Here is a 24,123-nt window from a genome sequence, read left to right as displayed (position 1 = left end):
TGCGGTAATGTTTGAGCAGACAGGATAAGGAGGATAATTATGGGCAAACCAACCGGATTTCTTGAATATGAAAGAAAAAATAATAAGGCAGTAGAGCCTTTAGAGAGAATAAAGAATTTTAATGAATTTCACACACCTATGAGTGATAAAGATAGAAAAGAGCAGGCTTCAAGATGTATGAACTGTGGTGTTCCGTTCTGTCAGTCAGGCATGATGATAAACGGAATGGCATCAGGTTGTCCTTTGAACAATCTTGTGCCTGAGTGGAATGATCTTCTTTATCACGGATGCATGAAGGAGGCACTCCAGATGCTTCGCCAGACAAACAACTTTCCGGAGTTTACTTCGAGAGTTTGTCCGGCACTTTGTGAAGCTGCCTGCACATGTGGACTCAATGATTCACCGGTAACATGCAAGGCAAATGAAAATGCCATTGTTGAATACGGCTATGCAAATGGGCTTATGGAGGCAAGAAAACCTAAAGTCCGTACAGGAAAAAAGGTAGCTGTTATCGGGTCAGGTCCTTCAGGGCTTGCGGCAGCAGACCAGCTTAACAGAAGAGGTCATGACGTAACGGTATTTGAGAGAAATGACCACATTGGCGGACTTCTTATGTATGGCATTCCTAATATGAAACTTGAAAAATGGGTTATCGACAGAAAGCAGAAAGTCATGGAAGAAGAGGGCGTTAAGTTCATAGTAAATGCAGATGTCGGAAAGAATGTAAAAGCAGAAGATATTGTTAAAGAATATGACAGTGTCATTCTTGCATGCGGAGCATCAAATCCAAGAGACATTAAAGCAACAGGCCGTGAAGCTGATGGAATTTATTTTGCAGTTGATTTCCTTACACGTTCTACAAAACATGTACTTACAGGAAAAAAAGACGGATGGGTAGACACTAAAGGAAAAAATGTAGTTGTTATCGGTGGCGGTGATACAGGTAATGACTGCGTTGGTACAGCAGTACGACAGGGTGCAAAATCAGTAGTACAGATAGAGATGATGCCTAAACTTCCGGATGAAAGAGCAGCAAACAATCCATGGCCTGAATGGCCACGCGTCTGCAAGACTGACTATGGTCAGGAAGAAGCAATCGCAGTATTTGGAAAAGACCCTAGAATTTATCAGGCAACAGTAAAAGAGTTTATTGCTGATAAGAACGGTAAATTAAAGAAAGTTAAACTTGTAAAACTTGAGCCAAAGAAAGATACAAAGACAGGCAGATTAAATATGACCGAGATACCGGGAAGTGAGTTTGAGATACCGGCAGACTATGTACTTATCGCTGCAGGTTTCCTTGGAACTCAGGAATATGTTGCCAAAGCGTTTGGAGTAAAATTAAATGCCCGTACAAATGTTGAGACAGCCGTGGGAAGCTATAAAACGTCAGTGGATAAGGTGTTTACGGCGGGAGATATGCATCGTGGCCAGTCACTTGTAGTATGGGGAATAAATGAGGGACGACATGTAGCGAAAGAAGTAGATGAGTTCCTTATGGGTTACACAAATCTTGCATAAAAAAATTGCCATAAAAATAATTGTAAAGTCCTAAAAATATAAATATAATTCATTTAAACAGGGGTGCCGCATAACAGCCGGTACTCCTGTTTATTTGGATTTATACGGCTGGTTATGGTCTTGAAAAAAATGGTACTGTATTTATGTAAAACAAAAATGAATAAATATAACTGGAAAATGAATAAAAATGATTGCAAATTACTTTGACACATTGGCGTTTTTTATGTATAATAGGAACAATGTGTAGACATATATAAATGATGCAAGGAGGAAGAATGATGGCAAAATATACCAGACAGGATATAGTGGATTTGATAGATGATGAAGATATAGAATTTATACGTCTTCAATTTACAGATATATCCGGAAATTTAAAGAACATGGCCACCACAATAGATCAGCTTGACAAGATTTTAGACGGACATTATAAGTTCGATTGTGCAGCTATTGAAGGTTTCCGTGGTACTGGATATGAAGAATTATTTTTAGTTCCGGATTTAGATACATTTGTTATATTTCCCTGGCGTCCACAGCATGGCAAGGTTGCACGCTTTTTATGCGATGTTGTCAAACCTGATGGTACACCGTTTGACGGTGACAGCAGATATATTTTAAAGAAAGTTATTTCAGAGGCAAAGGAACTTGGATACGAATTTAGGGTAGCCATCAAGAATGAGTTCTTCCTTTTTGACCTCGGCGAAAATGGAGAGCCGACCAATCATTCAAGTGAACAGGGCGGCTATTTTGATGTCGGGCCTGCTGATGGTGGTGAAAATGCAAGACGTGATATGGTGCTTTATCTTGCAGATATGGGAATAAGTGTTGAGACTTCTTATCATTCGGATGAGGCGGCGCAGCATGTTCTTGACTTAAGCTATGCAGATGCACTTGACATGGCAGACAATATTATGACTGCAAGGCTTGTCATTCGTACCGTTGCAAAAAGACACGGTGTGAATGCGACGTTTATGCCAAAGCCAAAGAAGGATACAAAAGGTTCCGGGGCACATTATACATTTGCTTTATATAAGGATGGAAAAAATGTTTTTAATGATGAAAATGATGACCTTGGTGTAAGCAAAGAGGGATATCAGTTTATGGCAGGACTGCTAAGTCATATTGCAAATATGTCGCTCATAAATAACCCTATAGTCAATTCTTATAAAAGATTGATACCGGGATATCTTGCACCTGTTACCGTGGGATGGTCATCTACCAATTCGAGTCCACTTATAAGGCTTACTTCCATAGGAAGTGACGGAGCAAGAATAGTTCTCAGAAGCCCTGATGGGGCATCAAATCCGTATCTTGTTATTGCGGCATGTCTGGCGGCAGGACTTAGCGGTATAAAAGAAGGACTTGAACCTCCGGTCTGTATGGATGATTTATCTGAGAAAGAGGCAAAAAAATGCGAAACTCTTCCAAGGACACTTTATGAAGCAGTAAAGCTCTTTGAAGAAGATGATTTCCTGCAGGAGGTTGTCGGTGCGCATATTTCTGAGCATCTGATAAAGAGTAAAGATCAGGAATGGAATGAATACTGCACACAGGTAACTCTTTGGGAGACAAAAAGATATCTGACCAGTTTATAGAATTAATCGTTTATACAGCAGCAGACAGGAGGTTTCTGCATGGCAGATTTAATTATAGCGTTTCCTAAATTGGACGATGCGAAAAACTTAAGAAAGCTTCTTGTTCGTAATGGTTATGATGTAAACATGGTTTGTGACAGTGGAGCACAAATAGTAGGTGCGGTAAATGAACTTGATGGAGGTATCATTATTTCAGGATATAAATTTTCGGATATGCATTATTCGGAGATAAATGATTACCTGCCAAAAGGGTTTAATATGCTGTTACTTGCGTCTCCTGCAAAACTTGAGGATTGTGACTTAGACGGTATTGTTTCTCTCGCCATGCCTTTTAAAGTACAGGATTTACTGAACACTTTGGAAATGATGATGGTTCAGTACAACAGATGGAAGAAGAAACAGAAGAAGAAACCGAAAGCCAGATCTGAAAATGACCGAAAAGTGATTACGACAGCTAAAGAGCTTTTGATGGAACGTAATCAAATGACAGAAGATGAAGCACATCATTATATTCAAAAACTTAGTATGGACAGTGGTACAAATATGGTAGAAACCGCTGAAATGATATTAGAACTTAATGGAAAGGAATGGGAACTTTAGTATGAAGAAGGCGTTTCTTATATTAGAAGATGGAACAGTATTTGAAGGAAAAAGTATTGGCGCAGACAAAGAAATAATTTCAGAGATAGTTTTCAATACATCGATGACAGGTTATTTAGAGGTTCTAACAGACCCAAGTTATGCAGGACAGGCTGTCACGATGACATATCCGCTTATCGGCAATTATGGCGTATGTTATAAGGATATGGAATCAAAAAAAGGCTGGCCTGACGGATTTATAGTAAGAGAGCTTGCGAGAATGCCAAGCAACTTCCGTTCAGAAGATACTGTACAGCATTTCCTTGAAGAAAATGATATTCCGGGTATCTGCTCTATTGATACAAGAGCACTCACAAAGATTCTTCGTGAAAAGGGTACAATGAATGGAATGATAACAACAAATGAGAACTATAATCTTGATGAGATTATTCCAAAACTTAAAGAATATACGGTTACGGGAGTTGTAAAAAAGGTTTCCTGTGATGAAATAGAAAAATATGTTCCGGGAGATATAGGTTCAGATAAAGTTGCTGCAGATAAAAACATTGCAGTTATAGATGTAGGAACAAAGAAAAACATTATAAGATGTCTTTTGAACAGAGGATGCAATGTAACAGTTTATCCCTGTGATTTTGATGCGGATGAGGTTATTGCGTCAAAACCTGACGGAATTATGATAACAAACGGACCGGGAGATCCGGCAGAGTGTGTTGATATTATCGCCCAGGTAAAGAAACTCGCTGATTCGGGAATTCCTGTTTTCGCAATTTGTCTCGGCCATCAGCTTATGGCACTTGCACATGATGCAAAGACATATAAAATGAAATACGGACATAGAGGAGCAAACCATCCTGTTAAAAATCTTGAGACAGGAAAAGTATATATATCTTCACAGAATCATGGATATGTAGTAGATGCAGACGGAATAGACGCATCAGTTGCAAAACCTTGGTTCGTAAATGTAAATGACGGAACTATTGAGGGACTTGAATATATCGGTAAGCCTGTAAAAACAGTACAGTTTCATCCAGAAGCAAATGCAGGCCCTAAAGACTCAGAGATGTTGTTTGATGAATTTATGAAGATGATTGGAGGAAATAAATAATGCCAAAGATGGAAGGAATCAAGAGAGTACTTGTAATCGGTTCAGGTCCTATTGTAATCGGACAGGCCGCAGAGTTTGATTATGCAGGAACACAGGCATGCCGTTCTCTTAAAGAAGAAGGGATGGAAGTTATCCTTGTCAATTCCAATCCTGCAACTATTATGACAGATAAAGATATTGCAGATAAAGTTTATATAGAACCTCTTACCACAGAGGTATTGCAGCACATCATCGAGGTTGAAAAGCCGGACAGTCTCCTTCCTAATATGGGTGGACAGGCAGGACTTAATCTTGGTATGGAACTTGCAGAATCAGGATTTCTTGACAGTCATGGAGTAAAACTTCTTGGAACAACGGCTGAAACTATCAGAAACGCAGAGGGACGTCAGGAATTTAAAGACCTTATGGAAAGAATCGGGGAGCCATGTGCATCATCTGAACTTGTAGAAAATATTGAGGATGGTATTGCATTTGCAAATAAGATTGGTTATCCGGTTGTTCTAAGACCGGCGTACACACTTGGAGGTTCAGGCGGCGGTATAGCACACAACGAGGAAGAACTTGTTGAAATCCTTTCAAACGGTCTCAGACTTTCAAGAGTAGGTCAGGTACTTGTAGAGAGATGTATTGCCGGATGGAAAGAAATTGAATATGAGGTAATGCGTGACAGCAACGGAACATGTATTACTGTCTGCAACATGGAAAATCTTGACCCTGTAGGAGTTCATACAGGTGACAGTATCGTAGTTGCACCATCTCAGACATTATCAGATAAAGAGTATCAGATGCTCCGTACATCTGCATTAAAGATTATTGATGAACTTGGAATTACAGGTGGATGTAACGTACAGTTTGCACTTCATCCTACATCATTTGAATATATAGTAATCGAGGTAAATCCTCGTGTAAGCCGTTCTTCGGCTCTCGCTTCAAAAGCAACAGGATATCCTATTGCAAAAGTTTCAGCAAAGATTGCACTCGGTTATACACTTGATGAGATACCAAACGCCGTAACAGGAAAGACCTATGCAAGTTTTGAGCCTGCACTTGACTATGTAGTAGTTAAGATACCTCGTCTTCCGTTTGATAAGTTTATCAGTGCAAAGAGAACTCTTACTACACAGATGAAAGCAACCGGTGAGGTTATGAGTATCTGCACAAACTTTGAGGGCGGACTTATGAAAGCTATAAGATCACTTTCACAGCATGTTGACTGTCTTGAGACAGGAGATTATGACAATATGTCTGATGAGGAAGTGCTTGAACATCTTTCGGTAGTAGATGACCGCAGAATTTACCTTATCGCAGAAATTCTACGCCGTGGAATTGCATCTTATGATGAGATTCATGAAGTTACAAAGATTGACAAATGGTTTATCGATAAACTTGCAATCCTTGTTGAAATGGAGAAGAAGATTAAGGAGTCAAAAGGAAATCTTGACAAGGAATTATTAAAAGAGGCAAAGAGACTTGAGTTCCCTGACAATGTTATCGCACGCTGGACAGGAAAAACAGAGGAAGAAATTAAAAATCTCCGTTATGAATACGGTATTACGGCAGCGTTTAAGATGGTTGATACATGTGCCGCTGAGTTTGCTTCAGAGACACCATATTATTACAGCTGTTTCGATGGAATGAACGAAGTTGAAGATAAAACTGAAAAGAAAAAAATTATGGTACTTGGTTCAGGACCTATCAGAATCGGACAGGGTATCGAGTTTGATTACTGTTCAGTTCACAGCGTATGGGCTCTCAAACAGGAGGGTTATGAGACAATTATCGTAAACAATAACCCGGAGACAGTAAGTACTGACTTTGATATAGCAGATAAACTTTACTTTGAGCCACTCACACCGGAAGATGTTGAAAATATTGTCCGTCTTGAAAAGCCTGACGGAGCAGTAGTTCAGTTCGGTGGACAGACAGCCATAAATCTTACTGAGTCCCTTATGAAGATGGGTGTCAAAATTCTTGGAACAAGTGCAGAGGACGTAGATGCTGCAGAGGACAGAGAATTATTTGACCAGATTCTTGAAGAGTGCAAGATACCTAGAGCAAAGGGTGATACAGTATTTACTACAGAGGAAGCTCTTAAGGTTGCAAATGAACTCGGTTATCCTGTACTTATTCGTCCTTCATATGTACTTGGTGGACAGGGTATGCAGATAGCAGTATCTGATGATGATATTAAAAAATTCATGCAGATAGTTACAAGATACCATCAGGAGCATCCTATCCTTATCGATAAGTATCTTATGGGAAAAGAGATAGAAGTAGATGCAGTATGCGACGGTGAGGATATTCTTATTCCGGGTATTATGGAACACATTGAGAGAGCCGGCATTCATTCAGGCGACAGTATTTCGGTATATCCGGCACAGACCATTACAGAGAGAATTCAGGACATGCTTGTTGACTACACAAGAAAACTTGCTAAGTCACTTCATGTAATCGGACTTATCAATATACAGTTTATTGTTTACCATGATCAGGTATATGTAATCGAGGTAAATCCTCGTTCAAGCCGTACAGTACCATATATCAGCAAGGTTACAGGTATTCCTATTGTAGACCTCGCAACAAAAGTTATCCTTGGTGCTAAGGTTAAAGATTTTGGTTACGGAACAGGTCTTGCAAAGAAGTCAAAATATATTGCAATAAAGATGCCGGTATTCTCATTTGAAAAACTTAGAGGTGCAGAGATAAGCCTTGGACCTGAGATGAAATCAACAGGAGAGTGTCTCGGTATATCTAAAGACTTTAACGAAGCACTTTACAAGGCATTCAAGGGAGCGGGAGTAGATCTTCCAAAGCACAAGAAGATGATAATTACTCTTAATGATGCCGACAAAGAAGAGGGAATCGAGATTGCTAAACGTTTTAAGAAACTTGGCTATGATATATTCTCTACAAGAGGAACAGCCAAGGTATTTAACGAAGCAGGAGTTCTTGCAATCCCTGTAAACCGTATAAATGAAGAAGCACCTACGCTTATGGATCTGCTTCTCGAACATCAGATAGACCTTGTAATAGATACACCGACACATGATGATAAACTTAAAGATGGTTTCATCATCAGAAGAACTGCTATTGAGACAGGTGTAAATTGTCTTACATCGCTTGATACGGCAGCAGCACTTCTTACATCACTTGAGACAGAGGGCAAAGATAAGCTTTCTATTGTAGATGTGGCTACTATCTCAGAGCAGCACGAGGTGTAAAATGATGTCGTGGTATCCTTGATGATGCTATTGCATTGCTTTTGCAAATTGTGTTAAAAAATTTATAAAAAAATGCAACCTTCTTTAAATAACCGGGTTATTATAAGTAGAAAGCAAAATTGTCATAAGTTTAATTTCTTATGATGTTTGTTTTCAATAATAACGGAAGTTTAAAGGAGGTTTTTTTATGAGAAAAGACATGATTGCAAAGGTATTTGCATTATTTATGACACTTGTAATAGCAGGAACGACGACCGGATGTGGCGGCAGAAAGACAAGTCTTAATGAAAAAGGAAACAAAAATGTAGATACGCAAAAAATATCTGATAATCAGAAAAAGGATGGTGAGTCATTAAGTAGTGAAGTACAAGACAAGAAAAAGAAACTTGTTGGAAAAAAGAAAAAATTACCTGTAAATTTGTCAAAGAAAGAAGTTAAAAACTATAAACAGATTTATAAAGATTATAACAGCAGTCTTTTATATCATTTTCTTAAACAGAGCTGGGGGGATAATCCACAACAGGGGCTTGTTGCCTGCTCAAACATCAATATGTATCTTGCAAGCGGAATGCTCTCGGAAATGACTGCAGGGCAGAGTCGGGAACAGATATTAAATTCATTTAGCAAAAATATGTTTAGAGCAGCTGTTTCGGATTACATAAATGCAAATGACAGAGAGGAGAAAGAAAGGGAGGAAGAACAGAAGATAGTAAGAAAGATGATGGGGTATATAAGCGGCAAAATAAAATCCGAAAATTGTTCTTTGGGTAATTCAGTATGGCAAAGTGATAAATATGATTATTCCGGAGGAGTCGACACAATACTTAAAAATGATTATAATGCGTATAGTTTAACGGGAGAGATGGGAAGTAAAAGTTTTAATAATAAAATAAATAAATGGATTGATGAGCAGACAGGTGGTAAGATAAAAGGTAATCTGAAAACAAATAAAGACATGGCTATGCTAATGTTGTCGGCCGTAAATTTTAAGGAGCAGTGGAATGTCAGATTTGATAAAGATAATACAAAGACAGGTATATTCTACGGTCAGTCTAGATACACCTGTGGCAATACAACTGAGGAGGAAAAGATTGATAAGGAAAAATGCAGCTTTTTAAATTCAGAGTATGCTTATGCCTATACCGAGAATGGCAGGTATCAGGCAGTTTCGATACCCATGACAAATGCAAATATGAATATAATACTGCCAAAGGAAAATGTGGCAGCAGACAAACTCATAAATAAAAAGGATGCAAAGCAGATAATTTCATTGTGTAACAAATTCAATAAAAAATGGGATTATTCTAAGATAGTAAGATTTTCAATGCCTAAACTAGATTTTAAAAGTGAACTTGAATTAAATCCATTGATGCAGGATATGGGTATAAAAAATATTTTTGATGGGAAAAAAGCAGATTTTTCTAAAATGTTTGTGTCAGATGGAGAAAATAAATCAGAAGGTGGAATTTATGTTAGTAAAGCAAAACAAAAAAGCAGGCTGACGATTGACGAAAACGGATGCAGTATGGCCTCATATACAGAGGTTGCCCTTGTGGGGTTTGCAGACGAAAAAAAGGATACTGTCACAATGAATTGTAACAGACCATTTATTATAATAGTTTCAACAAGTGACGGTCTTCCGATATTTATGGGAGCAGTAAATAGAGTTATAGAAAAATAAAAAACATACAGCATACAGGATGCAGATGCAATCAAAGGCTGAACTGTTACTGGTATAAAACGGAAATCAATTATAAACATTGAAATTTTGACTTAACAAAAAGGAGATACATGGAAGATGAGAAAATAGTACAGTTGATATGGGACAGAAATGAAAACGGTATTAACGAATTATCTGAAAAATATGACCGTTATTGTTTTTGTATTTCAGAGCGTATTGTACATGATGAGGAAGATGCAAAAGAGTGTGTAAATGATACATGGCTAAGGACATGGAATACGATTCCACCAAGCCGCCCGTCAGTGCTTAGTACATTTCTTGCCAAGATAGTTAGAAATCTGTCGCTTAACAGGTATAGGGATATGCACGCATTAAAAAGAGGAGGGAGTAGTGTGAATATTGCGATAGAGGAACTTAATGAATGTATAACTGACGGAAAGACCGTGGAAAAAGACATGGAATATAAACTTCTTACAGAGTCGATAGAAGATTTTTTGTGGAAACAGACTAAGAGAAACCGTACCGTCTTTTTGAAACGATATTTCTATGTTATGGATATTAAGGAAATCGCTGAGGAGCTTGATATAAAAGAGGGTACGGTAAAATCAATCCTTAGCCGTATGAGAAAGAAACTTGCCGTATGGCTTGAAAAGGAGGCGGTAGTGTGAGCGAAAAAGAGGCAGAAAAGCTGATGTATGCCATTGGCGATGTTTCAGAAGAAATGCTAAAAGAAGCAGAGGATTATTCAGAAAATATTAAAAAGATGTCTTTTAGACAAAAGAGATTAAAAAAATATGCAAAAACGGTATTTGCCATCGGGACAGCCGCAGCAGTTATAGGTTGTGCGTTACTTGTATATGAAAAACCGAAAAAGTCATATAAAAATGATTTAAGGCCGACAGGGCAGAATATTGAAAAAAACTATGATAAAAGCAAGAATGATGATTCTATGGATGAAAGTGAGACATTTAATTATGCGTCAGAAAATATACATATCTATAATCCTGAGATAACAGAGGAAGAAACACAGGACTCTGACGGAACACGAACCAGCGTGTTCCAGGATATAGCAGCAGGATATGATGAAAATATATCCGACACGCAGAAAAATAAAAAAAGTGGGACAGAAGATGATGTAAGTACAGATTATGATAAAACGGAGGAAAAAACCAGTGGTTCGGTTAAAAGTGAGGACAATTGTGCTGATGGTACAGAAATAAGAACTAACAAAAAACAGAAATTAAAAGTCCATGCAACAAAAGACGGAGAGATAATAAAAATCCAATTTATATTGCAATTTGGCAAAGCTGGTGATGGAGACACATATATTTGCAATGTTAAAGAGATAAATGCCAGTATGTCGATAGAAAAAAAAGTTTCATCTGACAAAGACAGCAATTGGAAAGAAAATAAAAAAGTAAAAGTTGTGTGTAAATCTGGAACAAAGCTGATGTTTACAGCCAATATGACAAAAAAACAGCAGTCGGAGGAAGATATAAAGCTGTCAGAAATAAATGTGAAATTTAAAGAAAAGGGACATAAAATATCAGATGGATTTAATATGACAGTGCGAAAGGAAAATGACGGATATTATTCATATATGAAAAAATAGAAAGAGGAAATAAGTATTATGTTGTATGCTGTTAGGAGATTTTTTTGTAAATATGTGGTACAATAAAAATGATTATGAAGATCAACGAATGACTATAAGGATTCATGATGATGTTGAAAATAACTATGTTGAGCATATCAAGATGTCATGTGAAATTACTGTTAAAGGGCCTTATCTGAATTACTCAAGATGTTATTTGTATATTGGAAATACGCAGAAAGTAAAAGTGTGTGATAAAAAAGGAACTTTGAAATGTAAGGTAAATGGCATTACAATAAAGAAGAAAGTCACAGTACATAAGAATGTATATACACAGCCCTCTGCAAAAATTAAAGATATGCTTCTCGACAGGATATATTATCATGTTGTAAAGACATATTTTTCAGGGAACAAACTTAAAGTCAAGATAAAATTATATAATACATATACTGACAGAAAATTAAAAGTTATAAAGGCACTTGATGTAAAAATATATGCAAATGGCGGATGTCTGCACCAGAGAGTGATTAATAAGAAAGTGAATATGAAAGCATACAGTTCAAAAACGATAACGGTAACAGTATCAAAAAACAGTAAAATGAAACATACTATAGATTTGAGAAATAATGCTTTTACTTCGGATATAAATCTGCAGACGGCATATTACAGCTATAAATATACATATTAAGTTAAATAAATAAGCCGTATTCTAAAATGATAATGATATTTAGAATACGGCTTATTGTTTTTAATGCAAAGTTATACAAGATATAAATGTTTAACGATATTTTTATCGTTATGAAATTATGAAAGATTGTTAATTATTTTGTCAAAAATATCAAATACATAAATTTTTTCCTTCTCCGAAAAACCATTAAGGCATATCTCTTCAAGCTTTTCAAATTCGGAATAAACTTCTTCAGCAGTTTTTTTCCCTTTTGTCGTAAGATAAATTTTATGTGCGTGTTTTTGACCTGCAGTTAATACTTTTTCACGATATATAAAATCAGCTTTTTCCATGTTATTAAGTATGGATGTCATAGATGGGGGAGTTATTCTGCAGATAGAGGCAAGTTCTTTCTGGGTGTATCCGTCTGTCTTTCGGAGTATATACAAAACTTTTGGCTGTGCATTTGAAAGATTAAGCCTTTCAAAAATGGCCTGGCTGCGTTTTGCGTGTGCTGCGGAAAGTTCAAGCAGTTTTAAGAAAAATTTCTCATTCATATGTAAAATCCTCGTTTGATAGTAAATATTAACTGTTACTATTAACTATTAATTGTTAAAAAGTCTTTTTGCAAAATTGTAAAAACCGTGATCCATTACTGTAGCATCATGCCCACCGGTTGTTTTGTACCATATATGTTTAGTGTTGTTTTTAACAAGTGCATTGTGATATGTTTCAGGAATGTCAAAAACAACTGTATCGTTTTTGGCTGCAACAATCATTAAAAGAGTGTTGTCGGCATATTCATCGTTTAACTTAAATGTATCTGTTTTAAAAAGACCGTCTTCAGCTATTCCGTTCATTTCATATGCAAAAAGTCCGGGAGCAGGGCAGAAACCTCCTATATATCCAAAAGTGTCCTGCATTGAAAGACCGATATAAAGTGCAGTGCGTCCACCCATTGAAAAACCGGCAATTGCTGTGTTTTCACGACCTTCTGCTACCGAATAATTTTCTTTTATATAAGGCATAAGATTGTCACGAAGATCATTTATGAAATTGTCAAATGCACGATAATTGTCAAGTGAAAACTGGTCGGCAACATATGTATCGTTAGCTCTGGCACGACAGTTTGGAAGGACTAATATCATTTCCCTGGCTGTTTTTGCTGCAATCATGTTTCCGATAATAGTGTCGGCATTTGCATTGAGCCAGTCGGTGTGATCCTGTCCAAGACCATGCAAAAGATAACATACAGGATATGCCTTGTTTTTATCATAGTTTAGCGGCAAAATGATGGCACAGGTTCGCATTTTATTGGTTGTAGTTGAAAAGTATGTATCATATTTTACTTTGCCGTAAGTTATACTGTTGTCTCTTTCAGTGTATGCAAATGAGACCGGATAATTTGTATCTCCGTCATACGGATCTGGTTTTGTAACTGATTTATTTTTCACTGTAACAGCACAGCTGTAGGTCTTTTTATTATATTTTGCCATGATTTTAGCCTTACCTTTCTTTTTGGCATGTATTGTTCCATTAGCAGTAATGGTAACAACAGATTTATTACTTGATTTCCATTTTATCAGTTTTGCTTTTGAAATGGAAACATTTTTTAATTTGATTTTTTTACTCTGTCCTGTAGTAAGTGTCATTTTTTTGTGACTTAAAACAGGCTTTTGGTTTGAATTTGCATTTGTTGAAATAGCAGGCTGTAATGATAACGACAATATTGATATTTATTTTTTGTCAATAGTAATAAAAAGTTCTTGCACTAAAAAATACCATACTCTGAAAACTAGAATAAAATCTGAGTTTTTTGAGTATGGTATTTATATTGTTTATTATTAGTATTATGATTGTATTGAGTTGTGTTTTAGCAGGTGATAACCGTACCTGTTTTTCCTGAAATTCCTTCAAGAGCAGTATCAATACTTGTGATGATTGCTTTATGTTCTTTTGATGAGGATGCAAAAGAAACGGCAGCTTCTACCTTAGGAAGCATTCCGCCTTCATTAAACTGCTTGTCTGCAATATATTTTGTAGCATCCTCAACAGAGATTGTGTCAAGTGGCTGTTCATTGTCAGTGCCAAAGTTGAGGCAGACTTTTTCAACGCCGGTAAGGAGAAGGAGAACATCTGCTCCAAGTTCTTCAGCAAGACATGAACTTGTGACATCTTTTTCAATGACGGCACTTGCACCTTTAAGCCTTGTACCCTGCTGTAATACAGGTATTCCGCCGCCACCGGCAGCTATAACTATCTGACCTGCATCCATAAGTGTCTTTATCGCATCTGTTTCATAGATTTCCATTGGACGTGGAGCCGCAATAACTCTCTTGTAGCCTTTTCCTTCGATTTCTACTACATGGTTTCCTTTTTCTTCTTCTGCTTTTGCTTCTTCGGCTGTCATATATCTGCCGATTTCCTTTGTAGGATAAGAGAAAGCGGTATCGAAAGGATCAACTCTTACCTGAGTGATAATAGTAGATACAGGTTTATATATACCTCTGTTTAAAAGTTCTGTACGAATTTCATTCTGAAGATCGTAACCTATGTATCCCTGGCTCATGGCGCTGCATATAGACATTGGAGCAACAGTGTTTGTAGGTTCAAGACGGCTGTATTCTCTCATGGCAGAGTGAATCATGCCTACCTGTGTACCGTTGCTGTGCGTGATAACTATATCATATTTTGCTTCAACTAAATCTGCGATAGCAGATGCAGCGTTTTTAACGGCTTCTTTTTGTTCCGGAAATGTTTTTCCGAGTGCACTGTGTCCAAGTGCTACGACAATTTTCTTTCCCATAATAAAATCTCCAATCTTATATTTATTTTGTAAATCTTTGTACTTTTTAGTCTGAATATTATATAATTTTAACATGACACATGAATAAATTCAAGCGAGTAATACTTATGAATTATTTTCGCTGTGGCTGCTGTTAAAATATTTTGTGATTAAATTTTGTGTATTATTTATCAGATTATTAGGGTTGTTAATGTTAGCAAAATATGGGAAAATTTAATAAAAAGATACACCGTTGTATTACAAGCTATAGCTAAAATTATAATTAAGGTTATAATGAAAATGACATTGGGTGTAAAATGTTTTTTTGGCTTTTGCACCCAATGTGTTTAAAAATATATAAAATGAGGTATAAGTATATGGAATATATAAATCCAATAATTTCGGGGTTTTATCCTGACCCGAGCATTTGCAGAGTTGGGGATGATTTTTATCTGGTAAACAGTTCATTTGAGTATTTTCCGGGGATTCCTGTTTTTCACAGCAAAGATTTGATAAATTGGGAGCAGATAGGGCATTGTATATCAAGACCGGAGCAGCTTACGCTTAGGCAGGGCGTGCCAAATTGTGTGGGAATTTACGCGCCGACCATAAGGTACCATGAAGGTATTTTTTATGTGATTTCTACAAATGTTGCTTGTGGCGGAAAAGATGAGGGAAATTTTATAGTATGGACTGACAATCCTTACGATGAGTGGTCAGATCCTGTTTTTATTGACCTGCCGGGAATCGATTCGTCACTTTTTTTTGATGATGATGGCAGAGTGTATTATACGGGTGCCTTTGACAATGGAATATTTATCAGTGAACTCAAATTTTCATATAAATATGATGAGAATGGCAGGGTTACGGATATGTCGTGTGATGTTGTCTCGGATAGAAAAGTAATATGGAACGGTACCGGCGGAAATGACCCTGAGGGACCGCATCTATACAAAATAAACGGCTGGTATTATCTGCTTATTTCAGAAGGCGGTACAGAATTCTGCCATATGATAACAATTGCGCGCAGTAGAGACATCCTTGGAGAATATGAATCATGTCCACGCAATCCTGTTTGTAGCAACAGGTCAACATCACTTCCTATCAAGGGAACAGGTCATATGGATATAGTTTGTGATAAATTTGGAGACTGGTGGGGAGTTTGTCTTGGAAACCGTCCTATTACATATCCGTTTAAACATAATCTCGGAAGAGAGACATTTTTAGTGCCTATGGTATGGGATGAGGGTGGATGGCCTGTTATCGGAAGAGACGGTCTGCTTGACGAGAAAATAGAAACTGACAGAAAACTGCTTAGTGGGGTTGTTCAAAAGTCGATGACAGACGAGGGAAAATATTTTCACGATGATTTTAAAGGAGATAAACTAAAACAGGACTGGAATTTTATTTATAATACAACATCAAAATATGCATCTTTGGATAAAGATGGAGGACTGCTTTTATATGGAACAAAATCATCTGTTATATCGAGTGATGAGGCTGCATGGGTCGGTTACAGACAAAAACATCATGAGTTTACGGCAGAAACCTGTATTGAATTTGGAGATATATTTGACGGAGGTGAGGCGGGTCTTTCTGTTTATATGAATAATAAACATCATTACGAGCTTGCGGTTACAGTGATTGAAGGGGTAAAGTGGCTTATTTTCAGAAGATGTATAGGTTCGCTTATAAATGAAGAAAAAATTACGACGTTAAATAATGATACGGTTCGTGTGAGACTTGAGGCGTTGAAAAACGAAAATGGAGAAAATATTTATTGTTTCAGTTACAATAAGGATGAAAATTGGATTAAAGCAGGGGAAGGTGAGGCTGCTTATCTGACAACGGAAGTTGGAGGAAAATTTACAGGAAATTATATTGCCCTATATGCCAGTGGGAACGGAAAAGAGAATATGAAAGCTGTAAAGTTTGATATGTTTGATTATAAAGGGATGATATGATGCAAGGGTTAAAAGCAGATAGTAATGTACGATTACATACAAATTGCTATCAGACAGATTGACCAGTATTGTATAAAAATCACAAAAATCGACCGTATTTTCAAAAGTGGATGTGCAATATGTCAAAAAGTAAAAAAATGTAATAAAAGGCTTTTCAAATTAAAGTTAGTATGATATACTTCATATCAGTTGATAAAGAAGTACAGAACAAGGGCGTTCTCAATTTAAACAATTGAGTACGCCTTTTTTGCTAGAATGAATGACATAAGCTGTACCACAACTTATATGGTGCCCGGGCGACAGCATAGGAATGACATAATTATTCCGGACACTTTATATAATAAAATAGTTTAAAGGAGTAAATTCTTTTAGCTATTATAGAATATTGAAATATTAATATGAAAGGAAGGTAACGGAATGGAAAATAATGTTATCGAACAGGTTTTTGGGAAAGACGTATTTAATGATGAAGTAATGCAGGCTAAGCTTCCAAAGGATGTATATAAATCTTGGAAGAAGACACTTGAGAGTGGAGCAGACCTTGATATTGAAATTGCAAATGTAGTTGCTCATGCAATGAAAGAGTGGGCACTTGAGCATGGTGCTACACATTATACTCATTGGTTCCAGCCGATGACAGGTGTTACAGCAGAAAAGCATGACTCATTCCTCAGTCCTGCATCAGAGAGCAAGCCTGTTCTTGAGTTTTCAGGAAAAGAACTTATAAAGGGTGAGCCGGATGCTTCTTCATTCCCTTCAGGAGGTCTTCGTGCAACATTCGAGGCAAGAGGATATACAGCGTGGGATTGTACATCACCAGCATTCCTGCAGGAGGATGCAGCAGGTGTTACGCTTTGCATTCCTACAGCATTTTGCTCATATACAGGTGAGGCACTTGACAAAAAGACTCCGCTTCTTCGTTCAATGGAGGCAATCAGCAAACAGGCTGTTCGTATAGTTAAATTGTTTGGCATGGATGATGTCAAAAAAGTATCTTGTTCAGTAGGACCTGAGCAGGAATATTTCCTTGTAGACAGAGATAAATATTTACAGCGTAAGGATCTTATCTTTACAGGTCGTACATTGTTTGGCGCACCTGCTCCTAAGGGACAGGAACTTGATGACCATTACTTTGGAGCAATCAAAGAGCGTATTGCTTCATTTATGAAAGATCTTAACATCGAGCTTTGGAAACTTGGTATTCTTGCTAAGACACAGCATAATGAGGTAGCTCCTGCACAGCATGAGATGGCTCCTATCTTTACAACAGCAAATATTTCAACAGACCACAACCAGTTAGTTATGGAGATTATGAAGAAAGTAGCAAAGAGACATAATCTTGAGTGTCTTCTTCATGAGAAGCCATTTGCAGGCGTAAATGGTTCAGGTAAACATAATAACTGGTCAATTGTTACTGATACAGGAGTGAACCTTCTTGAACCAGGAAAGAAACCACATGAGAATACAGTATTCCTTCTTTTCCTTGCAGCAATTATCAAGGCTGTAGATGAGAATGCAGAACTTCTCAGACTTTCAGCTTCAAATCCTGGAAATGACCACAGACTTGGTGCAAACGAGGCACCTCCGGCAATTATTTCAATGTTCCTCGGAGAACAGCTTGAAGATGTTGTTGAGCAGATTGTTAAGGGTGATGTTTCATCTTCAATTCAGGGAAGCAAGCTTGATACAGGTGTTCATGTACTCCCTGTACTCAAGAAAGATGCTACAGACAGAAACCGTACATCACCATTTGCATTTACAGGAAACAAATTTGAGTTCAGAATGCTTGGTTCTTCAATGTCAATAGCAGGTGCAAACTTTGTACTTAATACAATCGTTGCTGATACATTACAGGATTTTGCAGATGAACTTGAAGGTGCTGCAGATTTCGATAAAGCAGTAAAGGAACTCATCAAAAAGACTGTTACAGAGCATCAGAGAGTTATCTTTAATGGTGACGGATATTCAGATGAGTGGGTAGCAGAAGCTGAGAGAAGAGGACTTCCGAATGTTAAGTCTATGGTTGAGGCTGTACCATATCTTGTGACAGACAAATCAATTGCCCTTTTTGAAAGACAGAATGTACTTTCTAAGGCAGAACTTGAATCAAGAGCAGAAATCAACTATGAGAATTATTCAAAGACAATAAATATCGAAGCTAAGACTATGATTGATATGGCTGGAAAACAGTTTATCCCTGCTGTTATCTCATATGTAACAAGCCTTGCTGACTCAGTAAACACAGTAACAGCAGCATGTGCAGCAGCAGATGTGTCAGTACAGACAGAGCTTCTTACAAAATGCTCTTCACTCCTTGCTAAGGCTCAGAAAGCACTTGCAAATCTTGAAAAAGTAACTGCAGAAGCAGCAGGTAAAGAAGAGGGACAGGAGCAGGCATTATTCTTTAAGAATACAGTATTTACAGCAATGGAAGAACTTCGTGCACCAATTGATGAATTAGAGATGATAGTAGATCAGGAATTTTGGCCTGTACCATCATATGGTGACTTATTATTTGAAGTATAATGCATACTTATAGAATTGCTTTCATATTAATATTCCCAAATATATAATGAAGAAAAGAGAAACTGCATAGTTTATTATGCGGTTTCTTTTTTCTTAACTGAACGATTACTTCCTTCATAAACGGTTTTAGATGAAAACTTGAACGAAGAAACGAATTTGTGGTACAATAGGCATAAATGAATGGAATGACTGGCAGGAAAGCAAAGTATGTAAGTTCCAAAAGTCATTTACATAAAAATAAAATTTCAGTTGGAAAATTATCGGGAGGTATATAGTGGCTCAGAATGAAAAAGATGAAAACGAAAGAATAACAATAAAAGAAGTATTTGGTAAGTGGTTTGGACTTTTTTTAGTGCTGATTTCGGCAGCGGTAGTTTATCTGCTGATTATAAATCTTGATGACATTTTTTCAGGATTTATGTTTATGCTTAGTGTTTTGAAACCTGTAATTTATGGTGCGATTATCGCATATCTTTTAAATCCGCTTACAAAAATGTATTATCGTCTGTTGTTAAAAGGATATGAGAAAAAAGGCAAAAGTCCGTCAGACAAAACTGTTCGTATTATGGAAAGCATGACTATAGTGTTTGCTCTGCTGACAGGAGTTTTGATTATTGCGATTCTTTGCTGGCTTGTTATACCACAGCTTATTACAACAGTTATTTCGCTTATAGAAACAGTTCCGTCACAGGCAAACGATTATTATAATTACATTACAGATAAGATACAAAGCAATAAGTATATTGCGTCAAGAATGCAGGATACAGCTTTGCAGGCAACAAAATATATGGATAACATTATGAATAATGATTTGTTCCCATGGCTTAAAAGTGAACTGCTGCCTAATTTAAACATATATGCAAAGCAGTTTGCAAACGGCGTTATGAGCTTTATAAATGTATTGTACAATCTTTTTATAGGAATAATAGTTGCAATTTATTTATTAAAAGGAAAAAGAGTGTTCGCGGCACAGGCAAAAAAGATAACTTATGGTGTATGCAGAAAGAAAACAGCAGATACAATTATTCATTATGTACGCATTTCAAATAATATGTTCAGCGGATTTATTTCAGGAAAAATAGTTGATTCAACGATAATAGGAATTATATGTTTCGTCCTCATGACTATTTTCAGAATGCCATATGCGCTTCTTGTAAGTGTCATTGTAGGTGTAACAAATGTTATCCCGGTGTTTGGACCATATATAGGAGCTATACCGAGCGCACTTTTGATACTTCTTGTAAGTCCGGTACAGGCTTTGTATTTTATTATACTTGTTGCAATACTTCAGCAGGTTGATGGAAATATTATAGGACCTGCAATACTTGGTGAATCTACCGGACTGTCAGCGTTCTGGGTACTTTTTTCGATTCTGTTTTTTGGCGGTTTTTGGGGGATTGTAGGAATGCTCGTTGGTTGTCCTCTATTTGCGGTTATATATACGATTGCAAAAGATTTTATCAATTATTGTCTTGAAAAAAGAAAATTATCGACGGATACACAGACTTATGTCAATCTTAAAACAATCGAGGATGGCAGAGACGGGTATAAATATATAGAATACACCGTATCTGAGATTAACGGAAAGCGGAATAAAAAGAATTCTGCCTCAAAGGCAAAGAGCTGCAGTTTGATGTCAGTGTTAAAGAAGTTCTTGAAAAAGGTGATGGATTCAAAACAGATATCAAAAGATAAAAATGATGAGAAATAGCTGCTGTCAGCCATGCGGTCGGTATGATTTATGATGAATAATTGTGTTTGATGGCGGACGAAATGAATGTCAAACTTGACTAAAAATACATTTTAATATACAATTAGTTAGTTGTATTATATTATTTGGGTAGGAACGAGGAGTATTATGATAAAAAGCATGACCGGGTTTGGTCGATTTGAAAAAGTAACTGCTGACTATAAGATTTCAATAGAAATAAAATCAGTAAATCACAGATATTGTGATTTAAATATTAAACTTCCTAAAAAATTTAATGCATATGAAAATAATCTTAGAAATATTATGAAAAAATATGCAGCAAGAGGAAAGATAGATGTCTATGTTCTATATGAAGACTATTCTGAGAACAATGTTGAAGTAAGATATCATGAAAATGTTGCAAAAGGATATATGGATGCACTTGAGAAAGTAGCTGCTTCATATGGGGAAAAGTTTACGGGAGCAGAGTTAAAATATCCGACAGCAACAGAACTGATAAGACTTCCGGAGGTTGTGACACTTGAAGTAAATGATGCGATAGACGAATCGCTTGAGAAAGCTGTTGAGGATACGTTTGAAGAAGCCTGCAGGATATTTAGGGAGGCAAGACAAAAAGAGGGCGAACATCTTAAAAATGATATAAAGCAAAAACTTGCGTATATACACGAACTTGTAGAAAAGATTGAACAAAGGTCGCCTGAGATTTTAGCAGAATATAAGCAGAAAATCATGAACAAAGTTGAAGAACTGTTAGAAAATAAACAGATAGATGACGCAATTTTAGCTACGGAACTTACTGTTTTTGCTGATAAAGTATGTGTAGATGAGGAAACCGTAAGGCTTCACAGCCATATAAAAAATATGGAAGATACTTTATCTAAGGAAGAGCCGATAGGAAGAAAGCTTGATTTTCTGGCACAGGAAATGAACAGAGAGGCAAATACAATTCTTTCTAAGGCAAATGACATGAAACTTTCAGCAGAAGCTATTGAGTTAAAGACAGAGATAGAGAAGATAAGAGAACAGATACAGAATATTGAGTAGATATGAGGTGCTAACAATGCTTATAAATGTGGGATACGGCAATATCGTAAATATGGATAAGGTTGTCAGTATTATAAGAACAGAAGCAGCACCGATAAAAAGAATGATACAGGTTGCAAAGGACAACAATATGGCTATAGATGCCACATGTGGCAGAAAGACAAAATGTATCCTTGTTATGGACAGCGGTCATGTTGTATTGTCGGCACTTCTGCCGGATACTATTGAAAACCGTGTGAATGAAAATCAATACAGAGAGGAGCAGAACCAATGAATAAAAAAGGTATTCTTGCGATTATTTCAGGATTTTCCGGTGCGGGTAAAGGTACTGTTGTAAATAAACTTTTAGAAAAAGATAATTATGCGGTATCAATTTCTGCAACGACCCGTGAACCGAGACAGGGGGAAGTTGACGGGAAAAATTATTTTTTCAAGAGCAGGGATGAGTTTGAAAATATGATTGAAAATAATCAGCTTATAGAGTATGCTGAATATGTGGGAAATTATTATGGAACTCCGAGAGATTATGTTTTCAAAAAGTTAGAAGAAGGTTATGATGTTATACTGGAAATTGAGATGCAGGGAGCACTTAAAGTTAAAGAAAAGTTTCCTGAGACTGCTCTGATTTTCATTACACCTCCATCTGCAGACGAATTGAAGAAAAGACTTGTTGGACGAGGTACAGAGACAATTGAACAGATTGATAAGAGAATGTCAAGAGCCGTTGACGAATGTGATTATATGAACAAGTATGATTATATAGTTGTGAATGACGACTTAGACGAGTGTGTTGACGAGATACACAGGCTTTTGCAGTCAATACATAATGCTAAAGAAAATCAGTCTGAGCTTATTGAAAAAATAACAGAAGAGTTAAAAAAATTTAAATAATAATATATAACATGAAAGGAAGAAATAATTATGTTACATCCATCTTATACAGATCTTATGAAAGTTATTAACAGTGAAGTTGAAACAGGAGAAGCTCCTGTAGTAAACAGCCGTTATTCTATTGTACTTGCAAGTGCAAAAAGAGCACGCCAGCTCATAGCAGGGGCTGACCCGCTTATTGATATCAGATGTCCAAAGCCTCTTTCAATTGCAGTCGATGAATTATACAATTCAAAGATTAGAATTTTAAGCGAAGAGGAAGCAGCAGAAATCGAAGCAAAAAAAGCTGCTGAAGAAGAAGAAAGAAAAGCAATGAGTGAGATGACTTTCTCATTTGATGAAGAAGAGTAATAGAGGTTTTGACATGGATAACGAATACAAAAATCAAGACGAAGAACAGGAAAACAGTCTAGAAACTTCAAATCAGGCTGAGCTAAATGATGAAAAAGCTGATGATAAGGAAAGAGAACTTGATTCTTACGGAGAGCCTATAGAAAATCATGACGGTGATGAAGAACCAAAGAAAAAGAAAATAAAGGGTGTTATTACAGAACTTATCATATATGCAGCCATCATAATAATGTGTGTATGTGTTGTTCCAAAATATGTATTGCAGAGAACAATAGTAGACGGTACGTCTATGATGAATACACTTTCCGATGGTGACAATCTTTTGGTTGAGAAAGTAACATATCGCATTTCAGACCCTAAGAGATTTGATGTCATAGTGTTTTATCCACACGGAAGACAGAGTAATGACTATTATATAAAGAGAGTTATAGGACTTCCGGGCGAGACAATACAGATTAAGGGGAATACCATATATATAAATGGAAAGGCGATAAAAGAAAATTATGGTAAGGACCCAATGACAGAATCCGGTATCGCAGAAAAACCTTTGAAACTTGCAAATGATGAATTCTTTGTTCTTGGTGATAACAGAGAGATAAGTGATGACAGCAGATACGAGGATGTAGGACCGGTTAAGAGAAAGAATATAGCAGGCAGAGCAATTTTGAGAATTTCGCCGTTGTCTGAGTTTGGTACATTTAAATAACGCATTGTAAGCGAAAAAAGTATTGGATTTATAACAAGGGCAGATTTTTATCTGCCCTTATTATGTTTAATAGGTAATTGCGAAACTCGCTAAGCTTGTTTGCAATCTTAACTGAAAATAGGGATGAATTTGTGAAAAGCACAAATTCTAAGCTGAAAAGTTGACAA

19 protein-coding genes and 1 pseudogene are annotated in these 24,123 nt (G+C 36.7%); 17 read left to right on the top strand and 3 right to left on the bottom strand.

Annotation, left to right across the window (positions count from 1 at the left end; genetic code table 11):
- Window positions 1-39: 39 nt before the first annotated feature.
- The 9 genes from ACZLXV_RS11940 to ACZLXV_RS11900 all read left to right on the top strand — a co-directional run bounded on the left by ACZLXV_RS11940 (window position 40) and on the right by ACZLXV_RS11900 (window position 11,999).
- A complete protein-coding gene (locus ACZLXV_RS11940; RefSeq protein WP_022223685.1) occupies window positions 40-1,521 on the top strand; it encodes a glutamate synthase subunit beta in 1,482 nt (493 codons plus the stop codon).
- A gap of 278 nt (window positions 1,522-1,799) precedes the next feature.
- Window positions 1,800-3,113 (top strand): glutamine synthetase family protein, encoded by a 1,314-nt coding sequence (locus ACZLXV_RS11935; RefSeq protein ID WP_482383568.1) that lies wholly within the window; start codon window positions 1,800-1,802, stop codon window positions 3,111-3,113.
- Window positions 3,114-3,152: 39 nt separating this feature from the next.
- Window positions 3,153-3,713 carry an ANTAR domain-containing response regulator gene (locus tag ACZLXV_RS11930; protein WP_482383567.1) on the top strand — a complete coding sequence of 187 codons (561 nt, stop codon included), beginning with the start codon at window positions 3,153-3,155 and terminating at the stop codon, window positions 3,711-3,713.
- Between the two features lies 1 nt (window position 3,714).
- A complete protein-coding gene (locus ACZLXV_RS11925; RefSeq protein WP_482383566.1) occupies window positions 3,715-4,818 on the top strand; it encodes a carbamoyl phosphate synthase small subunit in 1,104 nt (367 codons plus the stop codon).
- Entirely contained in the window at window positions 4,818-8,039 is a 3,222-nt protein-coding gene (carB, locus tag ACZLXV_RS11920) for a carbamoyl-phosphate synthase large subunit (RefSeq protein ID WP_367336248.1), read from the top strand. Before ACZLXV_RS11925 ends, carB begins: the two co-directional genes overlap by 1 nt.
- A gap of 187 nt (window positions 8,040-8,226) precedes the next feature.
- The gene (locus tag ACZLXV_RS11915) at window positions 8,227-9,720 is read left to right on the top strand and encodes a serpin family protein (protein WP_022224118.1); all 1,494 of its coding nucleotides are present in this window, start codon (window positions 8,227-8,229) and stop codon (window positions 9,718-9,720) included.
- 110 nt (window positions 9,721-9,830) lie between these two features.
- Window positions 9,831-10,388 carry an RNA polymerase sigma factor gene (locus tag ACZLXV_RS11910; RefSeq protein WP_022224119.1) on the top strand — a complete coding sequence of 186 codons (558 nt, stop codon included), beginning with the start codon at window positions 9,831-9,833 and terminating at the stop codon, window positions 10,386-10,388.
- Window positions 10,385-11,332, top strand: a complete 948-nt coding sequence (locus ACZLXV_RS11905) for a hypothetical protein (RefSeq protein ID WP_482383565.1) — start codon at window positions 10,385-10,387, stop codon at window positions 11,330-11,332. Before ACZLXV_RS11910 ends, ACZLXV_RS11905 begins: the two co-directional genes overlap by 4 nt.
- Before the next feature lie 52 nt (window positions 11,333-11,384).
- A complete protein-coding gene (locus ACZLXV_RS11900) occupies window positions 11,385-11,999 on the top strand; it encodes a hypothetical protein (RefSeq protein WP_022224121.1) in 615 nt (204 codons plus the stop codon).
- Window positions 12,000-12,115: 116 nt separating this feature from the next.
- Here the strand turns inward: ACZLXV_RS11900 and ACZLXV_RS11895 are convergent, their stop codons facing one another.
- From ACZLXV_RS11895 to arcC, 3 genes are all read right to left on the bottom strand, one after another.
- Entirely contained in the window at window positions 12,116-12,535 is a 420-nt protein-coding gene (locus ACZLXV_RS11895; RefSeq protein ID WP_022224122.1) for a MarR family winged helix-turn-helix transcriptional regulator, read from the bottom strand.
- Window positions 12,536-12,583: 48 nt separating this feature from the next.
- Window positions 12,584-13,630 (bottom strand): alpha/beta hydrolase-fold protein, encoded by a 1,047-nt coding sequence (locus ACZLXV_RS11890; RefSeq protein ID WP_482383564.1) that lies wholly within the window; start codon window positions 13,628-13,630, stop codon window positions 12,584-12,586.
- Window positions 13,631-13,851: 221 nt separating this feature from the next.
- Window positions 13,852-14,784: a carbamate kinase gene (gene arcC, locus ACZLXV_RS11885; RefSeq protein ID WP_482383563.1), complete on the bottom strand. Its 933-nt coding sequence runs from the start codon at window positions 14,782-14,784 to the stop codon at window positions 13,852-13,854.
- 356 nt (window positions 14,785-15,140) lie between these two features.
- Here arcC and ACZLXV_RS11880 point away from each other — a divergent pair, with 356 nt between their 5' ends.
- The 8 genes and pseudogenes from ACZLXV_RS11880 to lepB all read left to right on the top strand — a co-directional run bounded on the left by ACZLXV_RS11880 (window position 15,141) and on the right by lepB (window position 23,956).
- A complete protein-coding gene (locus tag ACZLXV_RS11880) occupies window positions 15,141-16,727 on the top strand; it encodes a glycoside hydrolase family 43 protein (RefSeq protein ID WP_482383562.1) in 1,587 nt (528 codons plus the stop codon).
- A gap of 417 nt (window positions 16,728-17,144) precedes the next feature.
- Window positions 17,145-19,253 carry a glutamine synthetase III family protein gene (locus ACZLXV_RS11875; protein ID WP_022224126.1) on the top strand — a complete coding sequence of 703 codons (2,109 nt, stop codon included), beginning with the start codon at window positions 17,145-17,147 and terminating at the stop codon, window positions 19,251-19,253.
- Between the two features lie 274 nt (window positions 19,254-19,527).
- Window positions 19,528-20,964, top strand: coding sequence for an AI-2E family transporter (locus ACZLXV_RS11870; RefSeq protein ID WP_482383561.1), 1,437 nt, complete (start codon window positions 19,528-19,530; stop codon window positions 20,962-20,964).
- 147 nt (window positions 20,965-21,111) lie between these two features.
- The gene (locus tag ACZLXV_RS11865; protein ID WP_482383560.1) at window positions 21,112-22,008 is read left to right on the top strand and encodes a YicC/YloC family endoribonuclease; all 897 of its coding nucleotides are present in this window, start codon (window positions 21,112-21,114) and stop codon (window positions 22,006-22,008) included.
- A 16-nt stretch (window positions 22,009-22,024) separates the two neighbouring features.
- Window positions 22,025-22,282 carry a DUF370 domain-containing protein gene (locus ACZLXV_RS11860; RefSeq protein ID WP_022224129.1) on the top strand — a complete coding sequence of 86 codons (258 nt, stop codon included), beginning with the start codon at window positions 22,025-22,027 and terminating at the stop codon, window positions 22,280-22,282.
- A complete protein-coding gene (gene gmk / locus ACZLXV_RS11855) occupies window positions 22,279-22,899 on the top strand; it encodes a guanylate kinase (RefSeq protein ID WP_482383559.1) in 621 nt (206 codons plus the stop codon). Before ACZLXV_RS11860 ends, gmk begins: the two co-directional genes overlap by 4 nt.
- A 30-nt stretch (window positions 22,900-22,929) precedes the next feature.
- Window positions 22,930-23,187, top strand: a pseudogene (gene rpoZ / locus ACZLXV_RS11850) (DNA-directed RNA polymerase subunit omega); the annotation flags it as partial.
- Window positions 23,188-23,263: 76 nt separating this feature from the next.
- Window positions 23,264-23,956 (top strand): signal peptidase I, encoded by a 693-nt coding sequence (gene lepB, locus ACZLXV_RS11845; protein ID WP_482383558.1) that lies wholly within the window; start codon window positions 23,264-23,266, stop codon window positions 23,954-23,956.
- Window positions 23,957-24,123: the final 167 nt, after the last annotated feature.

It is taken from the genome of Butyribacter sp. (genome assembly GCF_056818865.1).
Note: the sequence above shows the minus strand (reverse complement) of the source record. Positions and strands in the feature narration are given on the sequence as shown.